13 protein-coding genes are annotated in these 13,468 nt (G+C 68.4%); 11 read left to right on the forward strand and 2 right to left on the reverse strand.

Annotated elements, in window-relative coordinates; genetic code table 11:
* The first annotated feature begins 79 nt into the window (after positions 1-79).
* The 6 genes from pgm to AC07OA_RS20640 all read left to right on the forward strand — a co-directional run bounded on the left by pgm (position 80) and on the right by AC07OA_RS20640 (position 7,338).
* Positions 80-1,717, forward strand: a complete 1,638-nt coding sequence (gene pgm / locus AC07OA_RS20615; protein WP_494665696.1) for a phosphoglucomutase (alpha-D-glucose-1,6-bisphosphate-dependent) — start codon at positions 80-82, stop codon at positions 1,715-1,717.
* An 84-nt stretch (positions 1,718-1,801) separates the two neighbouring features.
* Complete coding sequence (locus tag AC07OA_RS20620) at positions 1,802-3,610, forward strand: methyl-accepting chemotaxis protein (protein WP_494665697.1); 1,809 nt, start codon at positions 1,802-1,804, stop codon at positions 3,608-3,610.
* A 93-nt stretch (positions 3,611-3,703) separates the two neighbouring features.
* Positions 3,704-4,171: a hypothetical protein gene (locus AC07OA_RS20625; protein ID WP_494665698.1), complete on the forward strand. Its 468-nt coding sequence runs from the start codon at positions 3,704-3,706 to the stop codon at positions 4,169-4,171.
* A gap of 72 nt (positions 4,172-4,243) precedes the next feature.
* Positions 4,244-5,899, forward strand: a complete 1,656-nt coding sequence (locus AC07OA_RS20630; RefSeq protein ID WP_494665699.1) for a lysine--tRNA ligase — start codon at positions 4,244-4,246, stop codon at positions 5,897-5,899.
* A gap of 113 nt (positions 5,900-6,012) precedes the next feature.
* Positions 6,013-7,002, forward strand: coding sequence for a UDP-glucose 4-epimerase GalE (gene galE, locus AC07OA_RS20635; protein ID WP_494665700.1), 990 nt, complete (start codon positions 6,013-6,015; stop codon positions 7,000-7,002).
* A 174-nt stretch (positions 7,003-7,176) separates the two neighbouring features.
* Positions 7,177-7,338: a hypothetical protein gene (locus AC07OA_RS20640; protein ID WP_494665701.1), complete on the forward strand. Its 162-nt coding sequence runs from the start codon at positions 7,177-7,179 to the stop codon at positions 7,336-7,338.
* Between the two features lie 30 nt (positions 7,339-7,368).
* Here the strand turns inward: AC07OA_RS20640 and AC07OA_RS20645 are convergent, their stop codons facing one another.
* Positions 7,369-8,004 carry a S24 family peptidase gene (locus AC07OA_RS20645; protein WP_494665702.1) on the reverse strand — a complete coding sequence of 212 codons (636 nt, stop codon included), beginning with the start codon at positions 8,002-8,004 and terminating at the stop codon, positions 7,369-7,371.
* Positions 8,005-8,193: 189 nt separating this feature from the next.
* Between AC07OA_RS20645 and AC07OA_RS20650 the strand changes: the two genes are divergently transcribed.
* The 5 genes from AC07OA_RS20650 (at position 8,194) to AC07OA_RS20670 (ending at position 12,481) form a co-directional block, all read left to right on the forward strand.
* Complete coding sequence (locus AC07OA_RS20650) at positions 8,194-8,673, forward strand: MerR family transcriptional regulator (protein WP_494665836.1); 480 nt, start codon at positions 8,194-8,196, stop codon at positions 8,671-8,673.
* 88 nt (positions 8,674-8,761) lie between these two features.
* On the forward strand, positions 8,762-10,552 hold the full coding sequence (locus AC07OA_RS20655; protein ID WP_494665703.1) for an acyl-CoA dehydrogenase C-terminal domain-containing protein: 1,791 nt from the start codon (positions 8,762-8,764) through the stop codon (positions 10,550-10,552).
* A gap of 2 nt (positions 10,553-10,554) precedes the next feature.
* Positions 10,555-11,718 (forward strand): acyl-CoA dehydrogenase family protein, encoded by a 1,164-nt coding sequence (locus tag AC07OA_RS20660; RefSeq protein WP_494665704.1) that lies wholly within the window; start codon positions 10,555-10,557, stop codon positions 11,716-11,718.
* 2 nt (positions 11,719-11,720) lie between these two features.
* The gene (locus AC07OA_RS20665; RefSeq protein ID WP_494665705.1) at positions 11,721-12,095 is read left to right on the forward strand and encodes a hypothetical protein; all 375 of its coding nucleotides are present in this window, start codon (positions 11,721-11,723) and stop codon (positions 12,093-12,095) included.
* On the forward strand, positions 12,095-12,481 hold the full coding sequence (locus tag AC07OA_RS20670) for a hypothetical protein (protein WP_494665706.1): 387 nt from the start codon (positions 12,095-12,097) through the stop codon (positions 12,479-12,481). The genes AC07OA_RS20665 and AC07OA_RS20670 overlap by 1 nt, the downstream gene beginning before the upstream one ends.
* An 8-nt stretch (positions 12,482-12,489) precedes the next feature.
* Here AC07OA_RS20670 and AC07OA_RS20675 read toward each other — a convergent pair whose 3' ends face one another.
* A complete protein-coding gene (locus AC07OA_RS20675) occupies positions 12,490-13,437 on the reverse strand; it encodes a phytanoyl-CoA dioxygenase family protein (RefSeq protein ID WP_494665707.1) in 948 nt (315 codons plus the stop codon).
* Between the last annotated feature and the right edge of the window lie 31 nt (positions 13,438-13,468).

A 13,468-nucleotide genomic window follows, 5' to 3' on the forward strand; every position in this document is an offset into this window, starting at 1 on the left:
GAAGGCAGACGGCTCGATTTCCCTCACGGCAGGGCGGCGGGCGTTGAACGGCAAACCGGCGATCGATAAGGGTAACCGCATGCATGAACACGCTGGGCGCCGCGCCCGACCCGAAGACCTCGTCGACCTGGCCGCCCTGACCCGCGCCTATTACGACGTCCACCCCGATCTCTCGAACGTCGGCCATCGCGTCGCCTTCGGCACCTCCGGACACCGAGGCTCCAGCCTGGACGCGGCCTTCAACGAAGACCACATCCTGGCCGTCGCCCAGGCCATCGTGGAATATCGCGCCGCCCAAGGGATTAACGGTCCGGTCTTCGTCGGCCGCGACACCCACGGCCTGTCCGAGCCCGCCTGGCGCACGACGCTGGAGGTGCTGGTCGCCAATGGGGTCGAGACCCTGATCGACTCGCGCGACGGCTTCACCCCGACCCCGGCGGTGTCGCACGCGATCCTCGCCCACAACCGCCAGCATCCCGGCCAGGCCGACGGCATCCTGCTGACCCCGTCGCACAACCCGCCCCGCGATGGCGGCATCAAGTACAACCCCCCGTCCGGCGGACCGGCCGGCGGCGAGGCCACCTCGGTGATCGCCGCGCGGGCCAACCAGTTGCTGGAAGGCGGGCTGAAGGACGTCAAGCGCATCCCGTTCGAGCGGGCCCTGGCCGGCGCCGGGCGCTACGACTTCCTGGCCCATTATGTCGACGACCTGCCGGCCATCCTGGACCTGGACGTCATCCGCGCCGCCGGCGTGAAGATCGGGGCCGACCCGCTGGGCGGCGCCGCCGTCGACTACTGGGGCGAGATCGCCACCCGCCACAGGCTGGACCTGACGGTGGTCGACGGCACGGTCGATCCCTGCTGGGCCTTCATGCCGCTCGACACCGACGGCAAGATCCGCATGGACTGCTCCTCGCCCTCGGCCATGGCCAATCTGATCAACGCCATGAAGGGCGGCGCGGGCTACGACGTGGCCACCGGCAACGACGCCGACGCCGACCGGCACGGGATCGTCACCCCGGACGGCGGGCTGATGAACCCCAACCACTACCTGGCCGCCGCGATCGCCTATCTGTTCGCCAACCGCCCCGCCTGGAGCGCCGACGTCGCCGTGGGCAAGACCCTGGTGTCGTCCTCGATGATCGACCGCGTGGTGGCGGGCCTGGGCCGCCGCCTGCTGGAAGTGCCGGTCGGCTTCAAGCACTTCGTGCCCGGCCTGCTGGACGGCAGCGTCGGTTTCGGCGGCGAGGAATCGGCCGGGGCCTCGTTCCTGCGCCGCGACGGCACCGTCTGGACCACCGACAAGGACGGCCTGCTGCTGGCCCTGCTGGCCGCCGAGATCCAGGGCAAGACCGGCCAAAGCGCCAGCCAGCTCTACAAGGGGCTCACCGACCAGTACGGCGCGCCCGCCTATGCCCGCGTCGACGCTCCGGCCAACCGCGAGCAGAAGGCGCGCCTGGGCAAGCTCAGCCCCAGCGACGTGACCGCCACGGAACTGGCCGGCGAGCCGATCATCGCCACCCTGACCACCGCTCCGGGCAACGGCGAGGCGATCGGCGGGCTGAAGGTGACGACCCAGAACGCCTGGTTCGCCGCCCGCCCCTCGGGCACCGAGGACGTCTACAAGATCTACGCCGAATCGTTCCTGGGCCCCGACCACCTCAAGCAGGTGCAGGCCGAGGCGCGCGAGGTGGTGGCCGGGGCGCTGAAGGGCTAGGCGCGACGCTCTGTCGCAATCTGCGGTGGCGAATGCGAGGCCTGGCTTAACGGGTCGGTGACGCGGAGACGGCTTGATGAGTCCATGCTCAGCAACCTTTCCGTCCCGAACAAGCTCCTGGCGGCCTTCGCCGCGATGATCGCCATCTGCGGCGTCGCCAGCGGCGTCGTGGCGCTGGACCTAGTGTCCCTGCAGAAGGCCACCCGGCTGACCGACGAGTCCATGGCCCTGACCATGGCCAGCAGCCGCATGCAGGCGGCCGCCCTGGAGCAGCAGAACGCCATCCACGGCTATGTGGCCTCGGGCGAGGACGACTATGTCGGCCGCTTCGAGGCGGCCGAGGCCAAGTTCCAGGCCGACATCGCCGACCTCCAGAAGGCCGACGCCCGGGGCGACTATGCCGAGGCCGCCCGCAAGCTGGCCGACGCCAAGGCCCTGTTCGAGCAGGAAGCCCAGATGCTGATCGACATGTCGGCGACGCCCGAGGGCCGGGCCGCCGCCGGCGCCCAGGTGTCGACCACCGCCCAGCTGACCAACATCCGCCAGATCCTCAAGGAGATCGAAGCCCAGGAAGCCAAGGAAGAAGCCATGCGCTCGGCCAGCCGCCAGCGGGCCTTCGTGCGCACCTATATGGGCATCTTCGTGGGCGGAGTGCTGGCCCTGCTGGCTTCGCTGGCGCTGTCGGCGATCCTGAACAAGGCCCTGGGCCGTCCGGTCACCGCCCTGACCGGGGTGATGACCCGCCTGGCCGCCGGCGACAACACCGTCACCGTGCCCGACACCGCGCGCCGCGACGAGATCGGCGCCATGGCCAAGGCCGTGCTGACCTTCAAGGACGCCGCCATCGAGAAACTGCGCGTCGAGCAGCAGGTCGCCGACGAACGCGCCCGGGCCGAGGCCGCCCGCCAGGCCGCCGAGACCGAGCGCGCCGCTGTCCAGGCCGAGCAGCAGGCGGTGATGGAGATCGTCGCCGGCGGCCTGACCCGCCTGGCCCAGGGCGACCTGACCTACCGCGTCGACCAGCGCTTCCCGCCCGCCTACGAGCGCCTGCAGACCGACTTCAACGCCGCCATCGCCCAGATGGAGGACGCCATGCGCGTCATCGTCCAGGCCGCCGGCGGCATCGGCGCGGGCTCGGACGAGATCGCCACCGCCGCCGACGACCTGTCGCGGCGCAGCGAGCGCCAGGCCGCCAGCCTGGAGGAAACCGCCGCCGCCCTCGACCAGATCACCGCCACCGTCCGGCGCTCGTCGGCGGGCGCCGCCGAAGCCGCCAAGGTGGTGGCCTCGGCCCGCGCCGAGGCCCACCACACCACCGACGTCGTCCAGAACGCCGTCGCGGCCATGAACCAGATCGAGAAGTCGTCGCAGGAGATCAGCCAGATCGTGGGCGTGATCGACGAGATCGCCTTCCAGACCAACCTCCTGGCCCTCAACGCCGGGGTCGAGGCCGCGCGGGCCGGCGATTCCGGCAAGGGCTTCGCCGTCGTCGCCCAGGAAGTGCGGGCTCTGGCCCAGCGCTCGGCCGAGGCGGCGCGCGAGATCAAGGCCCTGATCTCGTCCTCCACCCGCCAGGTGGGCGACGGCGTCGCCATGGTCGGCCAGACGGGCCAGGCCCTCCAGGCCATCGTCGCCAAGGTGGGCGAGATCGACGGCCTGGTCGGCGAGATCGCCGCCTCGGCCTCGGAGCAGTCGGCGGGCCTGGGCCAGGTCAACGCCGCCATCAACCAGATGGACCAGACCGTCCAGCAGAACGCGGCCATGGTCGAGGAATCCACCGCCGCCAGCCACTCCCTGAAGGTCGAGGTCGGCGGCCTGGTCGACATGATCGGCCGGTTCCAGGTGAGCGGGACGGAAGGCCGGACGAGCGGCCGGCGGGTGCGGGCGGCCTGACGCAAGAGGAATGAAACTCCACGCATCCCTCTAAAGCGACGAGACCTCGCCTCCAGGGTTTGAGGAGAAGCCGAGCCTTCGTATGGTCCGGCCATGAAACACCGTCTGGCAGACCCCGTTCGACGCGACTACTGGTACGCCTTCGGCGCCACCGCTGTGTTCATGATCATCTGGGCCCTGTCGCCCATAGGTGACTTGGCCAATGGCCTTGCCGGTCGCGTGAACCCCGAACTGGCGAACTGGGCTTGGCCTATTGCAGGACTTTCCTTCTTTTGGCTGGTGCGGTTGTACCTTCGCTTGGCCCGCAAGCGACCATGGTCAGGCATGAGGACGGCCAATCGCTCTCCTGAACAGGTCGCCAGCTTTCTGAGAGGTTTCTTGGAAGGAACCAGTGGGGAATGGGACTGGGATGGGTTCGAGAGCACACCCATCACCGACCCGAAACTCGATTGGATCCGTAAAAGAGCAGCCGCTGCGGGACCGCCAGAGCCAGATCTGGACGTTCTTCGCGAACTCCTGGCCGAGGCCGAAGCCATCGCGCTTCAACGGGTCGTTACCTAGGTTCGTCCAGGTCCGCACATCCCCGTACCCAAAACCTAGCCACCGTCGTCACTTCCCCCTATACCGCCCGCCATGTTTGAAGGTCTCTCCCCCCTCGCCCGCGACGCTCGCGCCTGGCCGTTCGAGCAGGCGCGCGCCCTGCTCGCCCGTGTCCTGCGCCTGCGTCTGTCCGACGCCGAACGCGATCTCGCCGCCACGCTGATCAACAGCGGCAAGGCCGACGAAGCCGTGAAGACCTTCCCCGCCCTGGCCAAACCGGTGATCCTGGAGACGGGCTACGGCCCCTCGGGCCTGCCGCACCTGGGCACCTTCGGCGAGGTGGCGCGCACGACCATGGTGCGCAACGCCTTCCGCGCCCTGACGGACGACGCCATCCCCACGCGCCTGATCGCCTTCAGCGACGACATGGACGGCCTGCGCAAGGTTCCCGACAACATCGAGAACAAGCAGCCGCTGATCGAGGACCTGGGCAAGCCGCTGACCGTGGTCCGCGACCCGTTCGGCACCCATGACAGCTTCGGCGCCCACAACAACGCCCGCCTTCGCGCGTTCCTGGACGGCTTCGGCTTTGAGTACGAGTTCGTCTCGTCGACGCAGTGCTACAAGGGCGGCCTGTTCGACGCGACCCTGCTGACGGCCCTGGACCGCTTCGACGCCATCCAGAAGGTGATGCTGCCCACCCTGGGCGAAGAGCGCCGCGCTTCGTACTCGCCGTTCCTGCCGATCAGCCCCTCGACGGGCAAGGTGTTGCAGGTCCCCACGCTGGAGCGCAACGTCGAGAAGGGCACGATCGTCTTCCAGGACGAGGACGGATCGAAGGTCGAGGTCCCGGTCACCGGCGGCCACGTGAAGATGCAGTGGAAGCCCGACTGGGCCATGCGCTGGACCGCCCTGGGCGTCGACTACGAGATGAGCGGCAAGGACCTGATCGACTCGGTCAAGGCCAGCGCCCAGATCTGCAAGGCGCTGGGCGGGGTTCCGCCCGAGGGCTTCAACTACGAGCTCTTCCTCGACGAAAACTCGCAGAAGATCTCCAAGTCCAAGGGCAACGGCCTGTCGATGGAGGACTGGCTGCGCTACGGCGCGCCGGAGAGCCTGTCGTACTACATGTTCCAGAGCCCCAAGTCGGCCAAGAAGCTCTATTTCGACGTCATCCCCAAGGCGACGGACGAATATCTGCAGCAGCTGGACGCCTATCAGAAGCAGGAGCCGGCCAAGCAGCTGGACAACCCGGTGTGGTCGGTCCACTCGGGCCGCCCGCCGCAGTACGGCTCGCCGGTGTCGTTCAGCCTGATGCTGAACCTGGTCTCGGCCGCCAACGCCTCGGACAAGGCGATCCTGTGGGGCTTCCTGTCGCGCTACATCCCGGGCGCGACGCCGGAAAGCCAGCCGCTGCTGGACCGCCTGGCCGGTTACGCGACCAACTACTACGACGACTTCGTCAAACCGACGAAGGCGTTCCGCGCCCCTGACGATAAGGAGCGCGCGGCCATCGTCGACCTGCTGGCGCGCCTGAAGGCCCTGCCCAGCGACTGCCAGGACGCCGAGTTGATCCAGAACGAGGTGTTCGCGGTCGGCAAGGATCACGGCTTCGACCCGCTGCGCGCCTGGTTCCAGGCGCTGTACGAAGTGTTGCTGGGCCAGAGCCAGGGTCCGCGCTTCGGCTCGTTCGCGGCGATCTTCGGCCTGGACCGCACCACGGCCTTGATCGAGGAAAAGCTAGGCTGACGCCCGCTCGGTGAGCGGGCCCGCCGAAAATGTCGCGGCCTTGCCTCGTCCCGCATTGACGGCGAAGGGCCGGGCGTCCATTCGCCGCTTGGGGCAGTAGGGGACCTGACACCTTGGGCGACACCATTCTCGTGACGGGCGGCGCCGGCTATATCGGTTCGCACACCTGTCTTCGCCTCGCCGAGGCCGGGTTCACGCCCGTGGTCTACGACAATCTGTCCAACGGCTGGGAAAGCTTCGCTCAGTGGGGGCCGCTGGAGGTGGGCGACGTCCGCGACGCCGCGCGCCTGGACGAAGCGTTCGCCCGCCATCGCCCGATCGCCGTGGTCCATTTCGCCGCCCTGAGCGACGTGGGGCTGTCGGCCAAGCATCCCGGCGCCTTCTACGACAACAATGTCGGCGGCTCGACGGCGCTGATCGAGGCCGCGCGGCGGGCCGGGGTCGACAAGCTGGTGTTCTCCTCGACCTGCGCCACCTATGGCGACCCGGTGCGCCAGCCGATGGACGAGACCCATCCGCAGAACCCGCTCAGCCCCTACGGCCAGAGCAAGCTGATGGTCGAGCAGATCCTGGCCGACATGGAGCGCCGCGTCGGCTTCCGCTCGGTGGTGCTACGCTTCTTCAACGCCGCCGGGGCCGACCCCGAGGGGCGGATCGGCGAGAAGCACGAGCCGGAGACCCACGCCATCCCCCTGGCCATCGCCGCCGCCCGGGGCGAGCGCGACAAGTTCATGCTGTTCGGCCAGGACTACGACACCCGCGACGGCACCTGCGTGCGCGACTATGTCCACGTGCTGGACCTGGCCGACGCCCACGTGCTGGCGGTGCGCTGGCTGCTGGACGGCCATGCCGGCGCGGCCTTCAACCTGGGCACAGGCACGGGGGCCACGGTGCGCGAACTGGTCGCCGCCATCGAGCGCCGCTCGGGCCGCCCCTTCCCGCTGGAGCCGGCGCCGCGCCGCGAGGGCGACGCCCCCAGCCTGGTGGCCGACAACACCAAGGCCCGCGACCTGCTGGGCTGGACACCGCGCTACGGCCTGGACGAGATCATCGATCACGCCTGGGCCTGGCACGCCGGCGGCGCCCAGACGCTGAAGCGCTGATCCCAAACGGGGTATGGGCGCCCGCGACAGCATGTCGCTAGAGATGAACGAAAGCTGAATTGGCGGTTAAGGGTCTGTCCGCACTTCTGTGTCTAGTCTGTGACGATCAGAACCAAGGTTAGTCTCATGGCTTGCTTCACTCTTCGTCCCACGGACCGTTCGGAATTCGACTCGTTGCTCGGCGAACTGGCGTCCCAGTTCCCCGCCGCCCATGTCGAAGCCGCCCACAACGACAACTGGGCGTCCTATCGCGTCGACATCTCGTGCGACGCCCCGTGGGAAGGCGACCTGACCGCCTGGCTTCAGGCCAAGCACGCCGACTGCCCGCGCACCTAGGGACGATCCGCCCGGCTTGCGGGCCGGCCTCTACTGGCTGGCCCAGAGGATCCGGGCGATCCACTCCACCTCGGCCAGGTCCAGCACCCGGTCGCGGCCGTCGCGGTTCAGCGAGGCCAGCTCGACGCTGCGGGCCGTGACCCGCGCCAGCTCCTTGACCAGCAGCTCGCCGCCCGTGGTGCGCACCACCACCCGGTCGCCCCGGCGCGGTTCCACCGCCGGCGACACCAGCAGACGGTCGCCATCGCGGAAAACCGGCGCCAGATCGTCGCCCGAGATCTCCAGGGCATAGAGCCCCGCCTCCCCCGTCCCCGGAAAATCGATGGCGTCCCAGTCGGTCCCGACCGGCGCGCCGCTGTCGTCGAACACCCCCTCGGCGCCGGCCTGGGCGAAGCCGATCAGCGGCACGGCGCGCGGGGTGGGCGGGCGCACCCGCTCGGTCAGGGCCGCGAACTCCGAAAAGCCCACGCCCGTGGCTTCCAGCACCTTGGCCAGGCTCTCGGTCGAGGGCCAGCGCGGCCGCGAGTCGCCTTCGCCGCGTTTCGAACGATTGAAGCTGGTGGGATCCAGGCCCGCCATCTTGGCCATGGCCGACGGCGTCATGTCGAACCGCTTGGCCAGGGCGTCGATCGCCGTCCAGATCTCGGTGTGCGACAGTGACGACATGGCGGCCCGCCTCCTGGTCGTGATCCCGGAAAATAAGCCTAAGCCCTAGGAATGTAAACCTACACGCTTATAGCCAAGTTGACGTTTACGTAAGCGTTGACGTCAGAATGTCGCGGGCATAGGGTGATCGCCGATAACCAACCGGCCCGTCCGCGAAGAAGTCGGGCCTGCCCAGGGAGGGTTCGAATGTTGGCTGACCTGCGACGACCGGAGCGGACCTTTACGATCCGCCAGCTGTGCAACGAATTCAAAGCCACGCCCCGCGCGCTGCGCTTCTACGAGGACAAGGGCCTGCTGACGCCGGCCCGCGAAGGCCTCAACCGCGTCTATTCCCACAAGGACCGCGTCCGCCTGCAGCTGATCCTGCGCGGCAAGCGCGTGGGCCTGTCGCTGTCGGAAATCCGCGAACTGCTGGACCTCTATGACGAGAACGACGACGGCGCGGCCCAGATGGCCCGGTCGCTGAAGAAGTTCCGCGAGCGCGCCAACGCGCTGGAGCAGCAGCGCGAGGACATCGACGGCGCCCTGATCGAACTGCGCGAAGCCTGCGCGCGCCTGGAGCGCCGCCTGGCCGAGATCCGCCCCGACCTGCTGCCCCGCGCCGCCGACTACGACCAGATGCTGCGCGCCCGTCTCGACGGTCACGCGGACGCCGCGCTCGGCAAGTAGACCTTACATTCCGCTCGTTTCGCGCAAGACCGCCGAGACGAGCGGAGCCTTTCCCTTTTCCTTCCAGACGCCTGACCAGGACCGTTTCATGACCTACCAGCCGCCCGTTCGCGAACACGCCTTCCTCCTGCGCGACGTGCTCAACATCGACCAGCACGGCAACCTGCCGGGCTTCTCCGACGCGCCGTTCGAGACCGTCGAGCAGATCCTCGAGGCCGCCGCCCAGTTCACCGGCGAGGTCCTGGCCCCGCTGAACCCCGTCGGCGACAAGCAGGGCTGCGTCTGGAACAGCGACTTCACGGTCAAGACGCCGGACGGCTTCAAGGAAGCCTACAAGCAGCTGTGCGAGGGCGGCTGGACGGGCCTGGGTTCGGACCCGGCCTACGGCGGCCAGGGCCTGCCCCACGTCGTCAACCTGGCCTTCAGCGAGATGTCGAGCTCGGCCAACATGGCCTTCTCGATGTATCCGGGCCTGGCCCACGGCGCCTATTCGGCCATCCACACGGGCGGCACCGACGCCCAGAAGGAAACCTACCTGCCCAAGATGATCACGGGCGAGTGGACCGGCACCATGAACCTGACCGAGCCGCACTGCGGCACGGACCTGGGCCTGCTGCGCACCAAGGCCGTCCCGGTCGGCGACGGCAGCTACAAGATCACCGGCCAGAAGATCTGGATCAGCGCCGGCGAGCACGACATGTCGGACAACATCGTCCACCTGGTGCTGGCCCGCATCGAGGGCGCCCCGGCCGGCGTGAAGGGCATCAGCCTGTTCATCGTGCCCAAGTTCTTCCCCAAGGAAGACGGCTCGGTCGGCGCCCGCAACGAAGGCGTCAAGTGCGTGGGCCTGGAAGAGAAGATGGGCATCCACGGCAACGCCACCTGCGTGATGCAGTACGACGACGCCGTCGGCTATCTGATCGGCGAAGAGAACAGCGGCCTGAAGCTGATGTTCGTGATGATGAACGAGGCCCGCCTGGGCGTCGGCCTGCAGGGCATCGCCCAGGCCGAGGCCGCCTACCAGGCCGCCGCCGCCTTCGCCAAGGACCGCCTGCAAGGTCGCTCGCTGACTGGCCCGAAGAACCCCGACGGCCCGGCCGACCCGATCCTGGTGCACCCCGACGTGCGCCGCATGCTGCTGCAGTCCAAGGCCTTCATCGAGGGCGGCCGCGCGTTCCTGTTCTGGACCGCCCTGCACGGCGACCTGGCCCACCACCACCCCGACGAGGCGGTGCGCACCAAGGCCGAGGACTACATGGGCCTGATGACCCCGGTCCTGAAGGGCTACCTGACCGACAAGGGCTTCCAGGTCTGTTCGGACGCCATGCAGGTGCACGGCGGCAGCGGCTTCACCGAGCACTTCCCGGCCAGCCAGTACCTGCGCGACGTCCGCATCGCCCTGATCTACGAGGGCACCAACGGCGTCCAGGCCCTGGACCTGGTGGGCCGCAAGCTGGCCGCCAAGGGCGGTCGCGGCGTGATGACCTTCTTCCAGGAAGTCGACCAGTTCATCGGCGAGAACGACGGCGACACCGAGCTGAAGCCGTTCCTCGACGCCCTGGCCGGGGCCAAGGCCCAGCTGCAGGACGGCACCATGTGGCTGATGCAGAACGGCCTGCAGAACCCCGACAACGCCGGCGCGGCCTCGACCGATTACATGCACCTCTTCGGCCTGACGGGCCTGGCCTACATGTGGGCCCTGATGGTCAAGGCGGCCAACGCCAAGATCGCCGCCGGCTCGACCGACCCGTTCTTCACGACCAAGATCGTCACGGCGAAATTTTTCGTCGAGCGCATCTTGCCTGACGCAGGGGCGCATCTGGCCAAGTTGAAGACGGGTTCGGCGACCCTGATGGCGCTGCCCGCGGAGGCCTTCTGATCATGGGCGTGCTCAACGTCGAAAAGCCGGCCTTCATGGCCGAAGAGGACATCGCGATCTTCGAGGACGCGGTCGGCAAGTTCTTCGACGAGCACGCCCCTGAAAGCGTGGTGGCGACGTGGCGCAAGAACCACGTCGTCGACCGTGACATGTGGACCAAGGCCGGGGCGGCGGGCCTCCTCGGCCTTTCCACGCCCGAGCAATACGGCGGGGCCGGCGGCGACTATCGCCACGAGGTCGTGCTGATGGAGCAGCTGGGCCTGAAGGGCGTCGACGGCTTCGGCGCCAGCCTGCACAACGCCATCGTCATGCCGTACATCTTCGAATACGGCACCGAGGAACAGAAGCAGCGCTGGCTGCCGCGCCTGGCCACCGGCGAGCTGGTCGGCGCCATCGCCATGACCGAGCCGGGCGCGGGTTCCGACCTGCAGGGGATCAAGTCCTCGGCCAAGCAGGTCGGCAACCAGTACGTGATCAACGGCTCCAAGACCTTCATCACCAACGGCCAGACCGCCAATCTGATCATCGTCGTGGTCAAGACCGACCCGACCGCCGGCGCGCGCGGCACCAGCCTGATCGTCGTCGAGACCGACGGCGCCGAAGGCTTCGAGCGCGGCCGCAACCTCGACAAGCTGGGCCACGAGGCCCAGGACACGTCGGAGCTGTTCTTCAACGACGTGAAGGTGCCGACCGAGAACCTGCTGGGGACCGACGAGGGCCAGGGCTTCTTCCAGCTGATGGGCCAGCTGCCGCAGGAGCGGCTGAACATCGCCGTCCAGGGCATGGCCACCATCGAGCGGGCGCTGGCGCTGACCCTCGACTACGTCAAGCAGCGCAAGGCGTTCGGCAAGGCGATCATCGACTTCCAGAACACCCAGTTCGTGCTGGCCGAATGCAAGACCGAGGCGACCGTCGCCAAGGTGTTCGTCAACCACTGCATCGAGCAGCACCTGGCCAAGAAGCTGGACGCCGCCACCGCCTCGATGGCCAAGTACTGGGTCTCGGATCTGGAGAACAAGATCGTCGACCGCTGCCTGCAGCTGTTCGGCGGCTACGGCTTCATGAACGAATATCCGATCGCCCGGATGTATCGCGACAGCCGCGTGCAGCGCATCTACGGCGGCACCAACGAGATCATGAAGCTGCTGATCGCGCGGACGCTCTAGGCATGATGATCGAAGCCGCCTTCGCCCTGTGCCTGACCAACACGACCGACGCGGCCGTGCTGGGACAGGTGCGCGACGGCCGCTTCAAGACCACCTCGGCCAAGCTGTCGGGGACCAGCCTGACCTACCGCGAGCCGGTCGCCCAGACCGCCTTCCCGAAGGTTGAGGCCGGCCAGACCGCCTGCGCCGAGGTCGCCGCCGACCTGGTGAAGCCCCAGCTGATCGTCTGGTCAGCCCGGCCTACCCACTTGCTGCTCAACGGTCGCGAGGACGACGCGACCTGCCGCCTACCCAAGACCCTTCCGGCCGGCCGCAAGGTCGCCTTCGCCTATCGCAAGGGCCTGCTGGGCAAGGGCCAATGCAGGGAGATCCGCTGATGCCGCTCCTCGTCGCCCCGCCGCCGCCCGCACTGGTCGCCGTATCGACGGCCCCAGCGTCCGACGCACGCTCGGCCGTGGTCTGCGTACGCGCCGGCGGGCCGCGCCCGCTGTTCTTCAACGGCAAGCTGGTTCCCAAGCGCCCCGGCGCGTCGCCGCCCCCGGGCGCCTTCGAGACACCGCTGAAGGCCGGCGCCGAGCTGTGCCAGAACCTGCTGCGCTCGAAGATCGCCGACTGGACCCTGAGCGTGACCACGCCGGGCTTCAAGGCCTGCCCGCTGCCCGCGCCCGAGTTCGGCTATCGCATCACATACACGGCCAAGGTCTCGGCCCGGGGCGTCAGCTGTCCCCAGAGCGCCCGCGCGCCCATCGGCAGCTGGAAATGAACCCGCCCCTACGCCTTGTTGACGCTGTTGGCCTTGATCTGGGCCGCGCCGCGCGCGTCCAGGTCCTGGCGCGTGGCCATCAGGCTGAGCGGCCCGTCCAGGGTGGCGTTGACCGCGTCCATGCCCGGCGCGGCCACGCCCGGCTTGCGGGCGATCAGGTAGCGCAGGCTCAGGCGCTCGTTGTCGGCGGCGTCGGGCTGGGTGCCGTGCAGGGTGCAGGCATGCCACATGGCCGCGTAGCCGGTCTTGCCGGTCAGCAGGTGCTGGCGGGTCTGGACCTCGTGGCCGCGCCCGTCGCGGTACAGCCAGCCGGCCGCCCCTTCTTCGTTGGAAGTCTTGGTCAGGTCGTGCGGGAACAGCGTCCCGCCCAGCTTGTGGCTGTCCTCCAGCAGGAACAGCGGGGCGTCGTGCGTGCCGACGTCGTGCAGATAGACGTAGAGGGTGATGAAGTCGGCTTCCCGGTCCTTGTAGTCGATCAGGTCCTGGTGGAAGTCGATGCCGTAGAAATAGGTGATGTCGCGGAACGGCGGCCTCACATAGGCGCCCAGGTTGTTGACCGGGTTGCCGACGATGCGGGTCTTCAGCCAGTCGGGCACCACGCTGGCCGGCACGCCGCAGATCAGCTTCTTGAGCAGGATCTCGTAGCCGTCGCCCAGCAAGGCGGTCAGGGCCGAGACGATGGCCGGGTCCTTCTCGACGAAGGCCAGGTCGTCCTCGAAACGCTCCAGCAGGTTCCGGCCGGGCGCGGGGTTCACCCCTATATATTGCGGGTCGGCGTCGAACTCGGCTTCCGACAGGAACAGGTCCGCATCGAACGTGCGAAGGTTTCGGATCTTGGCCAGCAGCGCACTCGCCGCCGCCGGGTCCACGCCCTCGCCGAACACATGATAGCCGCGCGCGATGAAGTCGCCCACCACCGGGTGGTTCGTCTCCGTCGAGCGCTCCGCTGCCGTCATCGTCCTGATCTCCAAACCCCCGGAATCAGAC

Source organism: Caulobacter sp. GW821-FHT09B08, assembly GCF_059418225.1.